This window comes from Campylobacter concisus (assembly GCF_002165815.1).
Lineage (GTDB): Bacteria > Campylobacterota > Campylobacteria > Campylobacterales > Campylobacteraceae > Campylobacter_A > Campylobacter_A concisus_BH.
On the sequence record NZ_NDYN01000008.1, the window covers coordinates 72,471 to 89,743 of the forward strand.

Genomic DNA, 17,273 nt, shown 5'->3' on the forward strand with positions numbered 1-17,273 from the left:
AAAATTTAAGGAAAAAATATGATCCCATTTAGTGATGAAGAGCTTTTAAAACCAGTGACTGCGAGTTTGCAAAAGGTGCTACCAATGCTTGAAAATGATGGTGGCGGCATGGAACTACTTGGCATAAAAAACGGCAAAATTTACGTAAGACTCACAGGGCATTGTCACGGATGTGCAGCCAGCACGACCACGCTAAAATACGGCATCGAAAGGCAACTTCGCATCGACATTCACCCAGAGCTTGAGGTCATAAATGTCCCAATAGGCGAGGAATTTGACATTGATAGATTATAAAAAAATAGGCATAAAATATTTCAAACGCTCTAAATTTAAAGATGCGATCTTTTACTTTTCACTAGCCTACGAAAAGACGCAAGAGAAAAATTTACTATTTTTGATACAAATTTGCTCTCTTGGCGAGGAAAATGCCGAGGAGGCAAAGCTCTTGTTTGACTACTATATGGCGAAGGTAAGAGCCGGCGAAGACGACGAGGGCGTGGAGGAAATTTTAAAAATTTTAGAGTCCAGAGACGAGGAGAGCGAGTATTTTGAAGAGCAAGACGCGATCAGCTACGAGGACTTTAAAAGGGCTGTTTATAAGGACGGCAGCTTTAAAAAGGTCTTTGAAAACATCATGTTCTCAACCAAGGTGATGATCTCAAACAAAGACGATTTTTTGGAATTTTTAGGAAATTTGATAAAAAATGACTTCATCGATATGAGCATGAACTACCTTGAAAGTGCGGCGGTGATGTTTGGCGGCGACGAGCGTATAGATCAGCTTTTTAAAGAGATACAAAAAAGACAAAACGATGAAAATATCAGTAGAAAATAGCTTCATAACAGATGACTCAAACGAGTGCGAGCAGGGTGCATACTTTGTGCAAACTACCGCAAATGCGAAATTTGCAGAAGCTGCGGCAAAAAAGGGCGCTAAGATAATCACCCTTGAAGAGTGCAAAAAGCTTTTAAAGATCGATGAAAGCTTAAAAATAGTTGGCATCACGGGCACCAATGGCAAGACCACAACGGCTGCGGCTATCTACGAGACCCTGCGAAATTTAGGCAAAAAATGCGGCCTAAGTGGCACCAGAGGGGCATTTATAGAGGATGAGCAGATAGATGACAAGGCGCTTACGACAAGTGCCATTTTAAAGACGTTCTCATACCTCAAAGCAGCCAGCGAGCAGGGCTGTGAGTACTTTGTGATGGAGGTTAGCTCGCATGCGATCGCTCAAAAACGCATAGAGAGCTTGAAATTTGCTCTAAAAATTTTTACAAATTTAACTCAAGACCATCTCGACTACCACAAGAGCATGGAGGAGTATGCTAGGGTAAAATCAAGCTTTTTTGACGATGAGAGCGTAAAGCTCATAAACATTGACGATGGCGGAGTTAAATTTAACCCAAAAAACGCTTACACATACGCGATCAAAAAGCCAGCTAGCTTTGCGCCGATAGTTTATGGGCTAAAGGACGGCATAGATGCAGTTATCAAGACGCCAAATGACGATGCGGAGATAGACTCAAGCTTGCAAGGTGAGTTTAATCTCTACAATCTAATCGCAGCCCTTGGCGCCGTTTGCTTGCTAGAGCGCCCAGACGCAGCTGCACTTTCAAAGGCGATAAGTAAATTTAAAGGCGTGAGCGGCAGGATGGAGGTCGTTAGCGCTGATCCGCTAGTCATCGTGGATTTTGCCCATACACCAGATGGCATAGAAAAGGTGCTAAACTCGCTTAGACATCTAAATTTGATCGCAGTCTTTGGCGCAGGCGGCGACAGAGATAGGACAAAGCGCCCTAAAATGGGAGCAATAGCCCAAAAATACGCAAGAATTTGCATAGTCACTAGTGACAATCCAAGAAGCGAAGAGCCAGAGAGCATAATAGACGAAATTTGCGCTGGCATGAGCCAAAATGAAAATTTGATACGAAACGCCAACCGCAAAGAGGCGATCGCGCTAGCCATTAACAAGCTTGAGCCCGGCTGGGCGCTTGTCATACTTGGCAAAGGCGACGAGCCATATCAAGAGATAAAGGGCGTCAAGCACCCATTTAGCGACAAAGAAGTAGTAAAAGAGCTTTTAAAGAGGTAAAAATGAATATAGAAATTTTAGCTAGTAAGATCCACAGAGCCGTCGTAACAGACGCAAATTTAAACTATGTTGGCTCGATCAGCATCAGCGAGGAGCTTATAAAGGCTGCAAATTTGATAGAAAATCAAAAGGTTGAAATTTTAGACGTAAATAACGGCGAGAGATTTGCCACCTACGTGATAAAGGGCAAAAAAGGCGAAATTTGCCTAAACGGCGCGGCTGCTAGAAAGGTCTGTGTTGGCGACGTGGTCATCATCGTGGCTTATGCTAGTATGAAATTTAAAAAGGCTAAGAAATTTAAGCCAACCATCGTGCATGTAAATAACAAAAACGAGATCATAAAGGAGTAGGCGATGTTTGAGGGATTTGACTTTTCAAAGATGGGGCAGATGCTTGAGGATGTGCAAAAGCAGGCCAAGCAGATGGAAGAAGAGAGCAAAAATAAAGAATTTGGCGCAAAAAGCGGCGGCGGACTAGTGAGCGTGAGAGCAAACGGCAGCGGCGAGATACTTGATATCAGTATAGATGATAGCTTGCTTGAAGATAAAGAGAGTATGCAAATTTTGCTAATAAGCGCCGTAAATGACGTGCTAAAATCGGTTGAGGCTGATAAGAAAAACACCGCTTCAAGGATGCTTGGTGGTCTTGCTTCGATGGGGATAAAATGAGACTAAAATATAAATTTGCCCTTGCTTTTTTGCTATCAGCGCTTTGCCTAAACGCCGACCCTAGGCCTACGCAAGAGGACTTTAACGCCTGCTTTGAAAAGAACAAAAACTCAATCGTCTCGGTAAATAAACACTTTGGCTTGGCTATCACTAAAAATTTGATCGCAGTGCCAAAAAGCGAGGGAGCTCCGCTTGGCGAATATGTCAAATTTGACCCATATTTGCAGCTTTTCTTAGTGCGCTCTAGCAAGGAGCTAAGCCCTGTTGTGATGGCTGATGAGACCAACGAGGAGCGCATAAAAAAGAGCACTTGGGTTGGCATCTTAAACGACTCTAATAACACCGTCATGGGTCACATCAAGTCTTTGGGGCAAAATTTAGGCGACTTTGACACGCTAAGTTTTGAGTACAACGCAACTGGCGAGATAAACACGCCTTGTTGCAAGATGATAGGCATAGCTGTTGGAGCTGATAAATTTATACCAAATCGCTATCTAAAGCACTTTGTATCTTACGATGATGTCTATTACGGCGATATCGGCGTGAAATTCTTACAAAAAGAGGATAAATTCTTTGTGGGTCTTGTTGATCCACTGGGCCGCGGCAAGATGATGATGGTTGATGATGAGCTTGTTAGTGTAAATGGCATCAAGCCAAAGAGCCTAAGAGAGCTAAATGAGATGGTACTTTTTGCTCCAAAGGGCGCAAAACTGGACATCATCGTGAAGCGTGATAGGCAAGAGCTACTCTTTCAAGTGCCAGTAAGCGGGGATGTGAAATTTAACCAAAGCCTAGACATTGACGCCCCTTCAAGCCTTGATCTGCCAAATTTAAACGTCATGCCAAAGTCGCCTGAGAGCTTGCTAGATGATAAAGTTTTGGTGGATTATGGTATCACGGTTGATAAAAATTTAGTCGTTACTAAGGTCGAGCCAAAGTCAAATGCCGACATCTTTGGCATCAAGATCGGCGATAAAATTTTAGGCTACAACAAAGAGAACGTGAATAACCGCGAGGAGCTTTTAGAAAAGATCAGCGATCTGCAAAATTTCGTGCTTTTATTTACTAGAAACGACTTTCAGTTCTTTGCAAGAGTGCCAAAATGAGCCTACTTGAGGACTTCGTAAAATTTCTAAATGCAAATTTGCCAAAGGCACCTAGCTTTCACCCTTACTATGAGGAGGCGCTTGGCGTTATGCTAAAGGCTGGAGGCAAGCACTTTAGGGCGCTTTTGCTTCTTGGTGTGGTGGAAAATGTCGATAAAAGCCTCACGCAAAAGGCTATGAGAGTGGCTTTGGGGCTTGAGATGATGCATACATATTCGCTCATCCACGATGATCTGCCTTCGATGGATAACGCAAGCCTAAGGCGCGGCACACCAACGCTTCACGTCACATACGACGAGACGACTGCGATACTTGCAGGAGATGCGCTAAATACGCATGCTTTTTATGAAATTTCACGTGCTGAGTTGCCAGCTGACACACGTATAAAATGCGTTGAAATTTTAAGCCAAAATGCTGGCGTTAGCGGCATGGTGCTAGGTCAGGCGCTTGATTGTTTCTTTGAAAATACAAACAAAGAGGACATCAAAAGAGCAAAGACTAAATTTGGGCTCTCTGGCAAGATGCTAAGCCTTGATGAACTAGTCTTTTTACACATCCACAAAACCGCAAAGCTCATCGCTGCAAGCCTAAAAATGGGCGCTGTGATAGTAAATTTAGACGAAACAGAGTGCGAGAAAATTTATGATATCGGCTTAAAGCTTGGGCTTGCTTTTCAGATACAAGATGATATCATCGATCTTACAAGCGACGAAGCGGCCGCTGGAAAGCCCGTGCATAACGATCTAGCTAAAAACTCATTTACAAATTTACTTGGTCTATCTGGTGCAAAAAAGAAAAAAGATGAGCTTATTTGCGAGATAGAAGAGGCGCTAAAGCAGGTAGATGCAAGCATAGCAAAGATGATCTTAGAGCTTACAGACAAGCACCTAAGATAGTGCGTAAATTTCGTAAATTTATATCACTTTTTAGACATTTTGGGCAAAAATGCAAGGCAAGTTTTAATCACTTTTTTGTATAATCTGACGCAATAAAAGGAGATCATATGCTAAAAAAACAAGCCGATACTATAAGATTTTTGTGCGCTGATATGGTGCAAAACGCTAACAGCGGACACCCAGGTGCTCCTATGGGCCTAGCCGATATCATGGTGGTTTTAAGCAACTTTTTAAAACACAACCCTAAAAATCCAAAATGGCTAAACAGAGATAGGCTCGTTTTTAGCGGTGGTCACGCATCAAGCTTGGTTTATAGCTTCTTGCACCTAAGCGGCTACGATCTAAGCCTAGATGAGCTTAAGAAATTTCGCCAACTTGGCTCAAACACCCCAGGACACCCAGAAATTCACACTCCAGGCGTTGAGATGGCTACTGGCCCGCTTGGTCAAGGCGTAGCAAACGCAGTTGGTCTAGCCATGGCAGAAAAATACGCTGCAAACGTGCTAAATGAGCCAGATAATAAAATAATCGATCATAAAATTTACTGTCTTTGCGGCGACGGCGACCTAGAAGAGGGCATAAGCTACGAGGCATGTTCGGTGGCTGGAAATTTAAGACTAGACAACCTTGTGCTCATCTATGACTCAAACAACATCACGATCGAGGGCGACACAGCGATAGCATTTAGCGAGGACGTCAAGGCAAGGTTTGAGGCGCAGGGCTGGGAGGTCGCACGCATCGACGGACACGACTACAACCAGATCGAATTTGCACTTGAGCAAGCAAGCGAGAAAGAGTCGCCATATCTCATCATCGCAAACACACACATAGCACGCGGCGCAATGGAGCTTGAAGGCAGCCACCACAGCCACGGCGCACCGCTTGGCGAAGAGATCATCAAAAAGGCAAAGGCCGCAGCTGGCTTTGACCCTGAGAAGAAATTTGCTATCGACGAGGACGTGCTTTTAAGATTTAGAGGTGCAGTTGAAAAGGGCGATCTTGAAGAGGCGATGTGGAACAAAAAGGTTGAGGCATTAAGTGCTGAGGGTAAAAATTTGCTAAATTCCCTTCTTAATCCAGACTTTAGCAAGATCGAATTTCCAGACTTTAGCGACAAAAAACTGGCCACAAGAGATACAAACCACGTCATTTTAAATGAGATAGCGAAAAAACTCCCTGGCTTTATCGGCGGTAGCGCAGATCTCGCTCCGTCAAACAAGACCGAGCTAAAGGGTATGGGCGACTTCCCAAATGGCAAAAATATCCACTACGGCATCAGAGAACACGCTATGGCAGCTATCAACAACGGCATCGCTAGATACGGGCTTTTCTTGCCATTTTCAGCGACATTTTTCATCTTCAGCGACTACCTAAAGCCAAGTGCGAGGATAGCAGCGCTAATGGGCATCAAGCACTTTTTTGTCTTTACGCACGATAGCATCGGCGTTGGCGAAGATGGTCCGACACATCAGCCTATCGAGCAGCTTAGCACATTTAGAGCGATGCCAAATTTCTACACTTTCCGTCCAGCTGATGGCAACGAAAACGCAGCTAGCTGGCAAGCGGCTCTAAATTTAAACGCTCCAAGCGCATTTGTGCTTAGCCGCCAAGGGCTTGATCCACTTGCAAAAGGCGAATTTGGTGAGGTTAGCAACGGCGCATATCTTTTAAGCTCGGCAAAAGAAGCAAAGATCACATTTATAGCAAGCGGTAGCGAGGTCTCACTCTGCGTAAAAGCAGCTGCACTTTTAGCTGAGCAAGGTATCGGTGCAAATATCGTATCAGCGCCTTGTTTTGATCTGCTTTGCGAGCAGCCAGCTGAGTATGTGGCTAGAATTTTAGATAAAAACACAACCATCATCGCAGTTGAGGCCGCAACTGGCTATGAGTGGTATAAATTTGCCGACGCGGTTTATGGCATGAATAGCTTTGGCGCCAGCGGCAAGGCAAATGAGCTATTTGACCACTTCGGATTTACTCCGCAAAAGCTTGCAAATTTTGCTAGCGAACTTATATAAAATTTAACTTTGGGGAGTAAAATCCCCAGCTGCAATCTAAAATCAAAAAAGGCATTTTATGGAAATTTCTCATGTTATCGTTTTGGCCTTGGTGCAAGGCATAAGCGAATTTTTGCCGATATCAAGCTCGGCTCATCTCATCTTGGTGCCAAAGCTACTTGGCTGGCCAGATCAAGGGCTTGCTTTTGACGTGGCGGTGCATGTTGGTACGCTAAGTGCGATACTTTTTTATTTTAAAGATACGATTTTTAAGCTACTTCGCGACTTTTTTGCCTCGATAGCACAAAGAAAGATGGTGGGCGATAGCTTGCTTGTCTGGTGCGTGGGATTTGCCACTATCCCAGTTGGTATCTTTGGGCTTTTGTTTAACAACGTGATCGAAGAGTACGCAAGAAGCGGCGTTGTGATCGCAGTTACAACTATCATCTTTGGCATCGCACTTTACTTTGCTGATCTTCGCTCAACAAACAAAAGCGAATACGAAATGACCATAAAATTTGCTCTTATCATAGGCTTAGCGCAGGCTGTGGCGCTCATCCCTGGCGTCTCAAGATCAGGCATAACGATGACAGCAGCACTTTTTTTAGGATTTAGTCACAAAGGCAGTGCAAATTTCTCATTTTTGCTTTCGATCCCAGTCATCATCCTAGCTGGCGGACTTGAGAGCATCAAGCTTATAAAAGATCCAAACGCGCTTCCTTGGAGCGACATCGCCCTTGGCGTCATCATAAGTGCAGTTAGTGCTTATATCTGCGTGAAGCTATTTATGGGGATCATCTCAAGGATCAGGATGCTACCTTTTGTCATCTACCGCTTGATCTTGGGTGCGTTTTTGCTATATCTATTTTTATAAATTTAAGTTATAAAAGGGCTAGGCTAAGACCTAGCCAAAATGATAAATTTGTCAAAAGCTTGGCAAATTTACTCCTCTTTTTTATCTTTTTTTATAACGTTTAAAAAGTCTTTTGCGGCTTGATATGCCCTGTCACCAAATTTCTTAGCTTCTGATTTTATATCCATTTGTTTGATGTCTTCAAGCTTATCATTTGCCTTTTTCTCAAACTCTGCGATATCTTGTTTGAGGCCTTCAAGCTTATCGTTTGCGTCAAAATTTAGCTTTAGCTTTTTGCTCTTGTCGTTTAGCTCTTGCTTTAGAGCTTCAAATTTATTGTTCGCCTCGCTCATAAGCTTTGCAACGCCGTTTGACTTTAGCTCTTCAAGCCTTGAGCTGATCTGCTCCATCGCTTGATCACTTATGCGTTTAAATTTTGCTAGATTTGTGTCAAGCTCGCTATTTATCACGCTTTCGATCTCGCTTTTAGCTACGCCATCAAATTCATTTTCAAGCTCTTTAAGAAGCGCTATAAACTCTTCATCCACGTTTTTTAAATTTAAAAGCTGTGAGTTTAGCCTTAGCTCATCTGGAGCAAATTTCGCCTCATCTTTTAGCTTTTCTATCGCCCTTAAAAGGCCATCTCTCGTGCCGTTTATCGCGCCACTCATCAGCTCTTTTGCAAAGATGTGACCCTCGTTTGCTAAATTTCCAGCCGCACTGATGATATTTTTTGAAATTTCAAGGATGTGCTCCTTGCTAAACTCACCGCCCCTTATCGCAGCGTAGGTCATATTTTTAGCCACCGCATTTGCCGTCTCTTCGACGTCTTTTGCACCCTCAAGCGTCGTCAAAAAGGCGATAGTAGCGCTCTCTTTTAAGATACCAAGCATCCTTGTCTCTCTGATGATCGCGCTGTTTAAGAGCTCTAAAATTTCATCTTTTTCGTCAAAATTTCTATCTTTTACGACCTCTTCAGCCGCTTCAAATGAAATTTTTAGCCTATTTTTTATCTCTTCACGCTTTGTCTCGATGGCTCTATTTATCTCATCTCTTTTATCAAATAGCTCATAAAGCCCCTTCTCTTCGCCGCTAACTAGAGCTTGATTTATCCCCTCCATAGCGCTTTTTAAGTTTTTAGCATTTATGAGGCTCTCTTTGTCCATCTTGTCGTAAAGCTCGTTCATCTTTTGTTTCAAAAGATCAGGCAGTGTGTTTTCGTCTTTGTCTGAGACATCCCTAAAAAAGTCGTTGCAAAGAGCTTTTATGCTAGTTAGTAGCCCCTCGCTATCTTTATAATCACGTAAATTTTGCTCAAGTTTATCCATATTTTTGCCTTATAAAACGTATTTTGCTTCGTGTTTTAGCGCTGAAAATATCTCCAGCCTCTCTTCTTCGCTCAAAACTAGCACGGCTAGATCGTAGCTAGCGTATTTTTTATCCTTGCTAAATTTTGAAAAAACTAGCTTAAATTCTCTATCTTTTACTATCTCTTTTACCTTCTCTTCGGCATTTATGCCAGCGTCAAATATCACTTTATACTCCCAGTGTGTTGGGTAGTCGATTTTTGCCTTTTTATTATTTAGATCGCATATACTCGCCACTTTTGCCTCCTGTTTTACTCTCTAGTACGATGCTATTTATCTCCATGCCCTTATCTATGGCTTTTACCATGTCGTAAATGGTTAAAAGTCCCACGCTTACGCCTGTTAGTGCCTCCATCTCAACACCTGTTTTGCCCTCGATCTTTACGCTCACATAAAGCTTAAAAGCGCAAATTTCAGGCAGCTCCTCGATGTCACAATCCACGCCCAAAATGGCTAGTGGATGGCACATAGGTATTAGCTCGCTTGTCTTTTTAGCGCCCATTATCGCAGCGACAACGGCTGTTTGGATGACTGGGCCTTTTTTGCCAGTATTTTCTTTGATCGCCTTAAAAGCATCTTTGCTCATTTTGATGATCCCGCTAGCAGTTGCTACTCTTTTAGTTGGATCTTTTGGGCTTACATCGACCATCTTTGGACGGTCTTTTTCATCTAAATGTGTTAGCATTATCTCTCCTTTATTCGGTGGATTATAGCCTATTTAAGCAAATTTAAGTTATCAGCAAATTTAAGCAAAAAAATATCAAAAATCTAAAATTTAAGCTTTGCTCAAAACGCAAGAGCGATTTTTCATTTCTTAATATAATTATCTAATTTAAATAATTTTTTTGAAAAAATATTTATAATTTAAATTTTAATGTATAAAATACCTAAAATACGAATTTTTATAGATAATAAATTTTATCAAAAATATATTTATATCCGTTAAATTCCAAAGTCTATTTATTGTAAATGGCAAAATTTAAAAAAAATTATTGATATTTTTCTTTAAAAGCTTAAGAAAATAAATTAACTTCTAATTTGCTTTTAAGATATGAATATGTATATTTTTGTTAATTTTAAATTTACGATGAAAGCAACCTAGATAATGAAATTTCTGCTATGTCTTAGCTTATCTTTGATAGCGCTTTTTGCCGAGAGTAATGGCTGCTTCGTCGATGAAAATAGTCAAAACATCATCTTTGTAAAAGATGGCGAGACAAAAAGCCTAGGACTAAAGGAGAAAATTTATAAAGATCAAAGATGTGCTTACGATGAGAGCTCTTTTTACGTTGCAAATTTAAACAATGAGATCGTAAAGGTAGCTAGCGAGAAGGAATTTTTATTTGCACTGCCAAATGTTGGCTGTAAGGTTTCAAATATCTTGCTAGATAAAGAGAAAATTTACGTCGCTTGCGATATGGCAAATGTCGTAACGATCGCCATTTTTGACAAGAGTTCTAAAAAATTTATATCAAAAAATTTTAACAATGTTTATAAAATTTCTAGCTTTTTATCGCTTGGAGAGGGAGTGTTTTTTACAAGCTTTAATGGCAAGGCATTTTTGCTTGATAGCAAGCTTAACGCAAAAGAGCAAAAAAGCGTTGGCTTTGCGCCAGTGAGCGCTTGTAAATTTAGCGATGATGAAATTTTCATAGGCTTTAGAAACGGAGAAATTTTAGATCTTAAAAGTGGAGCTAAAAAGCAAATTTTAAGATCTAAAATTTCAGCTCTTGCGTGCGTGGGAGATGAGGTTTTAGTAGCTGGCGAGGACGGAGTGATCTATAAATTTGACAAAAGCTTTAAGCTAAAGAGCAAAAAAGAGCTTTTTAGCGGCGAGATAAAAGAAATTTTTATAGATAAAAACGTGCTTGTTGGCGTGGATCTAGGTAATAAGACAAAGAGTTTAGAGATAAATTCATTTTAAAAAGGAGAGTAAATGCAAAAGTTATTTTGTGTCGCAAGTGCTGCACTGCTTGGGCTATCTTTAACTGCTGCTTGTGCTGCTAGTAGTGACCTTGAAAAAGTCATGAAAGAGCGCGGGCTAAGCGAAAAAGATGTCCTTGCAGCTGCCAAGACTTACCAGCCAAGCGGTAAAAAAGATGATTTCATCGTCTTTTCATCTGGCGGGCAGAGTGGTCAAGTGCTAGTTTATGGCGTTCCGTCGATGAGAATTTACAAATACATCGGCGTTTTCACCCCAGAGCCTTGGCAAGGATATGGCTATGACAATGAGTCAAAAGCCGTTTTAAAACAAGGCAACATCAGGGGCAAAGAGATAACTTGGGGCGATACACACCACCCAAATTTCACTGAGAAAAATGGTGAGTATGTTGGTGATTATCTATTTATCAACGACAAGGCAAACCCAAGGATCGCTGTTATAAATTTAAAAGACTTTGAGACAACTCAAATGGTCGTAAACCCTATCATGAAGAGCGACCACGGCGGTAGCTTCATCACTCCAAACAGCGAGTACGTCATCGAAGCTAGCCAGTACGCAGCTCCACTTGATGACAACTACCACTCTATGGACGACTACGAGGCGGTTTATAGAGGCGCTGTGACATTTTGGAAATTTGACTATCCAAAAGGCAAGATCGACGAGAAAGCATCTTTCTCACTTGAGCTTCCTCCATACTGGCAAGACCTAAGTGACGCTGGTAAGGGCGAGAGCTATGGCTGGGGCTTTACAAACTCAATAAACACTGAGATGTATACAGGTGGTATCGAAAAAGGTCTTCCTCCATTTGAGGCAGGTGCAAGTAGAAACGACACCGACTTCTTACACGTTTATAACTGGCAAATTTTAGAAAAACTTGCACAAGATAAGAAAAACTACAAAGTTATAAATGGCCACAGGGTAGTTACGATAGAGGCTGCTGTAAAAGCTGGGGCACTATTTTTAATACCAGAGTCAAAGAGCCCACATGGTTGTGATGTATCACCAGATGGTAGATACATCATCATTGGTGGTAAGCTTGATACTCACGCATCAGTTTATGACTTCAAAAAGATCAAAGAGCTAATCGACAAAAAAGAGTATGCTGGCACTGACCCATACGGCATACCTATCTTAGATAGAGAAAAGACAATGCACGGACAAGTAGAACTTGGCCTTGGACCACTGCACACATCATTTGACTCACAAGATGGCATACTCTATACTTCACTTTACGTTGATAGTCAAATCGTAAAATGGGACTACAAAAATTTAAAAGTACTTGATAAAATAAATGTTCACTACAACATCGGTCACCTTGACACAATGGAAGGCAAATCAGCAAAACCAGTTGGAAAATATGCAATCGCACTTGATAAACTTTCAATCGATCGCTTCAGCCCAGTTGGCCCACTCCATCCACAAAACCACCAGTTAATAGACATCAATGGTCCAAAAATGGAGCTAATCTATGATATGCCGATCCCACTTGGCGAGCCACACGACGTTGTTTCAATAGCTGCTAGCAAGCTAACTCCAGCGCTTACTTACAACATGGGTACAAACTCAAGAACAGGCGAGGCTAGTCCATACGCAACCCTAGCTGGCCAAGAAAGAGTTGAGAGAAATGGCAAAAACGTAACTGTCTATGCGACAATGATCAGAAGCCACATCAACCCAGAGCACATCGAGGTAAATAAAGGCGATAACGTAACAATTCACCTAACAAACCTAGAGCGTGCTCAAGATGAGACTCACGGCTTTGGCATCGACCTTTACAACATCCACGCTTCACTAGAGCCTGGCAAAACTGCTTCAGTAAATTTCGTAGCTGATATGGAAGGCGTCTTCCCATACTACTGCACCGAGTTTTGTTCAGCACTTCACCTAGAGATGATGGGTTACTTGCTTGTTAAAGATCCAAATAAAAAATATGAATCTGCAAAAAATAGCAAGCTAAAAACTCTAAGTCCAGAGGCTCTAAAAGCTGAGTACGACAAAGTAATCGCAACCAACAAAGCAACTGATGATGTTATCCAAGAGGTTGTTAAATACCTAAAAGAGAAACATTATGAGAAATATCCAAAAGTAAAAGCTTTGGTTGATGACGCACTTGATCAATATGGCCATATCAAAGAGGTAAAAGCTAAAGCTGACGAAGCTTACAAAAAAGGCGACGTAAATGGCGCTATCCTTTGGGAGTACCAAGTATGGCAATACATGGTTAAAACTGCCGACGTTGGTCTAAGAGCTAAAAACAACCTAGCTAAAGAGATCGCAACTCCGATGAGCCCAGCTGCTGCAAAAGGCGAAGAGGCTTATCTAAAAGGCGGATGTAATGGCTGCCACGTTATCGGTCAAGTAAGCTCAGGTCCAGACCTAACTGGCGTCTTGCTAAGACATGAAAACGGCGAAAAATGGGTAGCAGACTTCATAAAAGACCCTGCTAAATTCTATAACGACGACTACGTTAAAGCGATGATTGATTTCTTTAAACTTAGAATGCCAAATCAGCACATGAGTGACGAAGAGATCAAAAATATCATCCAGTATCTAAAATGGATAGACGAAAACGCAGGCATGTAGTTTTAAGGGGCATTTTTGCCCCTTTTAAATTTTAAAATTTAACTTTTGCTAGGCTAAATTTTAAAATTTAAAGGAGAGATTATGAGTAAATATAAAATTTATACCATTGTTGCACTTATCATTATGAGCGTTTGTTTTACTCTGCCAGTTCTTGGCTGGCACGGAGCAAAGGAGCGTATAGCTAACGGCGACGAGCTACCTTCTTATGCTTACACTATCTACGATCTTTATAGCTCATTTCAGTATAAAAACCATCTTTTGCCAAAAGAGGTGGCAAGCGATCTTCATAAGATGATCGAGCAAAAAGCAGAGATTGGCACGCCATCTCTTCCTATCTGGTACGTATCTCTTGAAGCGCCAAACTATCCAAAGGCAGCCTTTCCAGATGGCATCCCAGTATATTTTCACGTAGATGGATATAGTGGCGACGTGCACGAGATGAACACGATAAACCACTACATCGGCATGTATCCTATGGAGCATGGCGGCAATGTCGAGCGAGCGATCGCACCTTATTATCTACTTATCGCCACACTTTGCATGCTTGCGTTTTTATACTATGACGGTAAATTTAACTCGCTTCTCATGGTGCCAACCATCATCGCACCTGTGCTATTTATGAGTGCATTTGTGGGCTGGCTATATTGGTATGGACACAACATGCAAGAGTGGGGCGCCTTTAAGATAAAGCCATTTATGCCAACCGTTTTAGGCGATGGTAGCGTGGCGCACTTTACAACTCACTCTTATCCGACCATCGGCTTTTGGGTGATGATGGTGATGAGTGTGCTTTGCATACTTGCAGTCTTTTCAAAGAAAAAAGAGCTAAATGCGTAAAATTTGTAAATTTGCCCTTGCTTTTTTGCCACTTTTTGGCTTTGCAAACGTCCTTCAAGATGCGATAAATAACGCTAGCCCTGGCGATGTGATAAAGCTAGGGGACGCTGTTTATGAAGGTGGTATAACGATAAATAAACCTCTTAGCATCATCGGTGAGGGCAAAAATGCCCACATAAAAGGCAGCGGCAAAGGCAGCGTTATAAAGATCATCGCTTCAAATGTGACACTTAAAAATTTAAAGATAAGTGGCAGCGGCAATGACCTTGGCGAGCTTGACGCTGGCATAGGCTGTGACAAGGCAAATAACGTAGAAATTTCTAAAAACGACATAAGCGATGTGCTTTTTGGGATTGATTTTAAAGAGTGCAGTAGCTCAAAGATCACTGAAAACAACATCACCTCAAAAAAAGGCGCTAGCCTTGGCTTTAGAGGCGATGCGGTGAGACTTTGGTATAGCCATGAAAATTTGATCGAGCGCAACAATATCCGTGACAGCCGTGACATGGTCGCATGGTACGCAAGTCACAATAAATTTCTGAGCAACAAAGCAGTTGGCAGCAGATACTCGCTTCACTTCATGTATGCTAATCAAAATTTAGTTGAAAATAACGAATTTATCGGCAACGCTGTCGGTATGTTTTTTATGTATTCAGCTAGCTCAAATATAAAAAATAACCTAGTTATGGATAGCGACGGCGCCTTTGGCATCGGCATCGGGCTAAAGGACGTGTCTGACTTTACGATAGAAAACAACACCCTTGTCTATAACGCGCGTGGCATCTTGCTTGATAACTCGCCGTTTCAGCCGGGATCAACTATAAATTTTATAGGCAATAAAATTTTACACAACGTGGTTGGCGTATATTTTCACGCTACGCAAGGCACAAGCATCTTTGAAAACAACGACTTTATCGGCAACATGGACATCGTCGTAAACGATACCCCGGGCGAAAAGATGCTACTAAATAGATGGAGCAAGAACTACTATGATGAGTATGAGAGCTTTGATAGAGATAAAGATGGCTACGGCGACACGCCATTTTTGCACCTCTCATACATCGATCAGCTCTGGCAGTACTATCCAAATTTGCAGTTTTTCTATGGCTCAAGCGTCTTTAGCGTCTTAAATTTCTTAGCCAAACTCGCTCCATTTTCTGAACCGATAAAGCTACTTGAAGATAGTTCGCCTAGGATAAAACCGCTTGATGTTTCAAATTTCAACGCTTTAAAGGCGAAACGTGGATAGAAGAAATTTTATGATAATAGGCTCAGCCGCAGCAGTGGCTGGATACGCCATAGGCAAGTTTTTGCCAAAAAGTAGTGGCGACAAACTCTATCTTAGACCGCCAGGTGCTGTTGATGACTTTGATGATCTTTGCGTAAAATGTGGTCAGTGCGTGCAAGTCTGCCCTTATCACAGCATAAGCTTACTTGATATAGAAGATGGCTACTCAAGTGGCTCAGCTCACATCGACGCCAAAGAGCGAGGCTGCTACTTGTGCGACCTTTTCCCATGCGTGCTAGCCTGTCCTAGCGGTGCGCTTAATCACGCCACAAAGGTCGTGGGCGATGTCAAAATGGGCGTTGCAGTTTTAAGTGACACGGCGGCTTGTTTGAGCGTGAAAAGAGAAAATTTAAGCGAAACTGGCGTTAAGCATCTGCTTGATCGCAAAGCCTATAATGACAGAGAAGAGGCGCTAAAAGATAAGATAAAAGGCAAGATCGGTCAAATTTGCGATCTTTGCGTCACGCTTTGTCCAGTTGGCGATAGCGCGATAGCAATGAGCGAGGCAAATTTACCACTTATAAAAAATGGCTGCGTGGGTTGTGGCGTTTGTGCTGAGGTCTGCCCAGCAAAGATCATAAATATCGCCCCAAAGATGAGTTATGATGAAATTTACAAGGAGAAAAAATGAGAGCAATAATACCTTTAATAGCTGCTGCGTTGCTATTTGTCGGCTGTGAAAAGAGTGAGGACAAAGCGCAAGAGGCTACTAGCGAGCAAGGTGCAAAAGTAGCGACAAGTGCTAGCATAAAGGTCGAAAAAAGTGAAAACAACGAGAGCGCAAATAAGCAAAATGAATTTATAAAATACGACATGCACGGCGAAAAAAGCGTTAAATTTGGACTTGAAGACAACAACGTAAGCCGCCAGATCGGAGCGCTTGCCATGGTAAAAAGCCCGCTTCAAAGTATAAATTTAAGGCTTATAAAGGGCAGACTTAGCAAGGACTTCATCACAAAGTGCTCAGCCTGCCACGACGACTATGCAAACGGCATCATCGGACCATCTCTTCTAACAAAGAGCGAGGATGAAATTTATAAGATGATAAACGCTTATAAAAACAAAGAGAAAGTAAATGTGCTGATGCGTGATCTTGTTAAAAAGATGGATGAGAGTGAGATTAGAAATCTAGCAAAAGAGATAAGCGATTTTAATGCGCAGTTTAGGAGCAAACAATGAAAATCGGAAAAATCATAACGATCATTTTAGCGGTGCTGATATGCGGCATCATGGTGTTTATGCTAAGCCAAACTCCGCCTAAAAAGGAGAAGTCCGCAGCCAAAGTCGCCACGCCAAAGGTAGAGCAAAATATCTCAAAGCAGCAGCCAAAGTCTAGCGAGGAATTTGCCAGCGAAGATGAGCTAAAAAAGGTAAAAGAGCTAAGCCTAAGCGTGGCTAAGACACAAAATGAAGGCGTTAGTAGGCAGTATCTTACCTCTTGCGCTCCGTGCCACGGTGCAAATGGCAAAGGCATAGTAGCGCCTGACATCACTCATCTAAGCAAAGAGGATCTGCTAAAAAAACTAGCTGATTATAAGGCTGGCAAGGTGCAAAACACGCTTATGAAGGGGCTTCTAACAAACGTTAGTGACAGCGAACTAAACAGCCTTGCTGATGAAATTTCTAAATTTAAAAAGTAA

Annotated in this window: 19 protein-coding genes; 16 read left to right on the forward strand and 3 right to left on the reverse strand. The window is 41.9% G+C overall.

The features are described 5' to 3' along the window. Nucleotides 1-18: 18 nt before the first annotated feature. The 9 genes from B9N65_RS08990 (at nucleotide 19) to B9N65_RS09030 (ending at nucleotide 7,637) form a co-directional block, all read left to right on the forward strand. On the forward strand, nucleotides 19-294 hold the full coding sequence (locus tag B9N65_RS08990; protein ID WP_009295267.1) for a NifU family protein: 276 nt from the start codon (nucleotides 19-21) through the stop codon (nucleotides 292-294). Continuing rightward, nucleotides 281-835 carry a hypothetical protein gene (locus B9N65_RS08995; protein WP_009295268.1) on the forward strand — a complete coding sequence of 185 codons (555 nt, stop codon included), beginning with the start codon at nucleotides 281-283 and terminating at the stop codon, nucleotides 833-835. The genes B9N65_RS08990 and B9N65_RS08995 overlap by 14 nt, the downstream gene beginning before the upstream one ends. Further along, complete coding sequence (locus tag B9N65_RS09000) at nucleotides 813-2,096, forward strand: UDP-N-acetylmuramoyl-L-alanyl-D-glutamate--2,6-diaminopimelate ligase (RefSeq protein ID WP_087583635.1); 1,284 nt, start codon at nucleotides 813-815, stop codon at nucleotides 2,094-2,096. Before B9N65_RS08995 ends, B9N65_RS09000 begins: the two co-directional genes overlap by 23 nt. Before the next feature lie 2 nt (nucleotides 2,097-2,098). Then, complete coding sequence (gene panD, locus B9N65_RS09005; RefSeq protein ID WP_087583636.1) at nucleotides 2,099-2,446, forward strand: aspartate 1-decarboxylase; 348 nt, start codon at nucleotides 2,099-2,101, stop codon at nucleotides 2,444-2,446. A 3-nt stretch (nucleotides 2,447-2,449) separates the two neighbouring features. Then, nucleotides 2,450-2,764 carry a YbaB/EbfC family nucleoid-associated protein gene (locus B9N65_RS09010; RefSeq protein ID WP_002941513.1) on the forward strand — a complete coding sequence of 105 codons (315 nt, stop codon included), beginning with the start codon at nucleotides 2,450-2,452 and terminating at the stop codon, nucleotides 2,762-2,764. Continuing rightward, nucleotides 2,761-3,870, forward strand: coding sequence for a DUF7488 domain-containing protein (locus B9N65_RS09015; RefSeq protein WP_087583637.1), 1,110 nt, complete (start codon nucleotides 2,761-2,763; stop codon nucleotides 3,868-3,870). Before B9N65_RS09010 ends, B9N65_RS09015 begins: the two co-directional genes overlap by 4 nt. Next, nucleotides 3,867-4,766, forward strand: a complete 900-nt coding sequence (locus B9N65_RS09020; protein WP_087583638.1) for a polyprenyl synthetase family protein — start codon at nucleotides 3,867-3,869, stop codon at nucleotides 4,764-4,766. Before B9N65_RS09015 ends, B9N65_RS09020 begins: the two co-directional genes overlap by 4 nt. Nucleotides 4,767-4,873: 107 nt before the next feature. Further along, complete coding sequence (gene tkt, locus B9N65_RS09025; RefSeq protein WP_087583639.1) at nucleotides 4,874-6,784, forward strand: transketolase; 1,911 nt, start codon at nucleotides 4,874-4,876, stop codon at nucleotides 6,782-6,784. Between the two features lie 58 nt (nucleotides 6,785-6,842). Next, nucleotides 6,843-7,637 (forward strand): undecaprenyl-diphosphate phosphatase, encoded by a 795-nt coding sequence (locus B9N65_RS09030; protein ID WP_002941660.1) that lies wholly within the window; start codon nucleotides 6,843-6,845, stop codon nucleotides 7,635-7,637. Between the two features lie 68 nt (nucleotides 7,638-7,705). Here the strand turns inward: B9N65_RS09030 and B9N65_RS09035 are convergent, their stop codons facing one another. The 3 genes from B9N65_RS09035 to moaC are packed head-to-tail and all read right to left on the reverse strand — an operon-like array spanning nucleotide 7,706 to nucleotide 9,671. Then, nucleotides 7,706-8,944, reverse strand: coding sequence for a hypothetical protein (locus B9N65_RS09035; RefSeq protein ID WP_087583640.1), 1,239 nt, complete (start codon nucleotides 8,942-8,944; stop codon nucleotides 7,706-7,708). A 9-nt stretch (nucleotides 8,945-8,953) separates the two neighbouring features. Then, nucleotides 8,954-9,220: an HP0495 family protein gene (locus B9N65_RS09040; RefSeq protein ID WP_087583641.1), complete on the reverse strand. Its 267-nt coding sequence runs from the start codon at nucleotides 9,218-9,220 to the stop codon at nucleotides 8,954-8,956. After that, nucleotides 9,195-9,671: a cyclic pyranopterin monophosphate synthase MoaC gene (gene moaC / locus B9N65_RS09045; RefSeq protein WP_180385145.1), complete on the reverse strand. Its 477-nt coding sequence runs from the start codon at nucleotides 9,669-9,671 to the stop codon at nucleotides 9,195-9,197. Before moaC ends, B9N65_RS09040 begins: the two co-directional genes overlap by 26 nt. Before the next feature lie 417 nt (nucleotides 9,672-10,088). On the opposite strand from moaC, the gene B9N65_RS09050 reads away from it, so the two are divergent. From B9N65_RS09050 to B9N65_RS09080, 7 genes are all read left to right on the forward strand, one after another. After that, nucleotides 10,089-10,907: an ATP-dependent protease gene (locus tag B9N65_RS09050; RefSeq protein WP_087583643.1), complete on the forward strand. Its 819-nt coding sequence runs from the start codon at nucleotides 10,089-10,091 to the stop codon at nucleotides 10,905-10,907. Nucleotides 10,908-10,919: 12 nt separating this feature from the next. Then, nucleotides 10,920-13,508 (forward strand): Sec-dependent nitrous-oxide reductase, encoded by a 2,589-nt coding sequence (gene nosZ, locus B9N65_RS09055; RefSeq protein WP_087583644.1) that lies wholly within the window; start codon nucleotides 10,920-10,922, stop codon nucleotides 13,506-13,508. A gap of 81 nt (nucleotides 13,509-13,589) precedes the next feature. Next, nucleotides 13,590-14,345 carry a hypothetical protein gene (locus B9N65_RS09060; protein ID WP_021087210.1) on the forward strand — a complete coding sequence of 252 codons (756 nt, stop codon included), beginning with the start codon at nucleotides 13,590-13,592 and terminating at the stop codon, nucleotides 14,343-14,345. Beyond that, nucleotides 14,338-15,594 carry a nitrous oxide reductase family maturation protein NosD gene (locus B9N65_RS09065; protein ID WP_087583645.1) on the forward strand — a complete coding sequence of 419 codons (1,257 nt, stop codon included), beginning with the start codon at nucleotides 14,338-14,340 and terminating at the stop codon, nucleotides 15,592-15,594. The genes B9N65_RS09060 and B9N65_RS09065 overlap by 8 nt, the downstream gene beginning before the upstream one ends. Continuing rightward, complete coding sequence (locus B9N65_RS09070; RefSeq protein ID WP_087583646.1) at nucleotides 15,587-16,264, forward strand: 4Fe-4S dicluster domain-containing protein; 678 nt, start codon at nucleotides 15,587-15,589, stop codon at nucleotides 16,262-16,264. The genes B9N65_RS09065 and B9N65_RS09070 overlap by 8 nt, the downstream gene beginning before the upstream one ends. Continuing rightward, the gene (locus B9N65_RS09075; protein ID WP_087583647.1) at nucleotides 16,261-16,812 is read left to right on the forward strand and encodes a c-type cytochrome; all 552 of its coding nucleotides are present in this window, start codon (nucleotides 16,261-16,263) and stop codon (nucleotides 16,810-16,812) included. Before B9N65_RS09070 ends, B9N65_RS09075 begins: the two co-directional genes overlap by 4 nt. Beyond that, nucleotides 16,809-17,273 carry a c-type cytochrome gene (locus B9N65_RS09080; RefSeq protein WP_087583648.1) on the forward strand — a complete coding sequence of 155 codons (465 nt, stop codon included), beginning with the start codon at nucleotides 16,809-16,811 and terminating at the stop codon, nucleotides 17,271-17,273. The genes B9N65_RS09075 and B9N65_RS09080 overlap by 4 nt, the downstream gene beginning before the upstream one ends.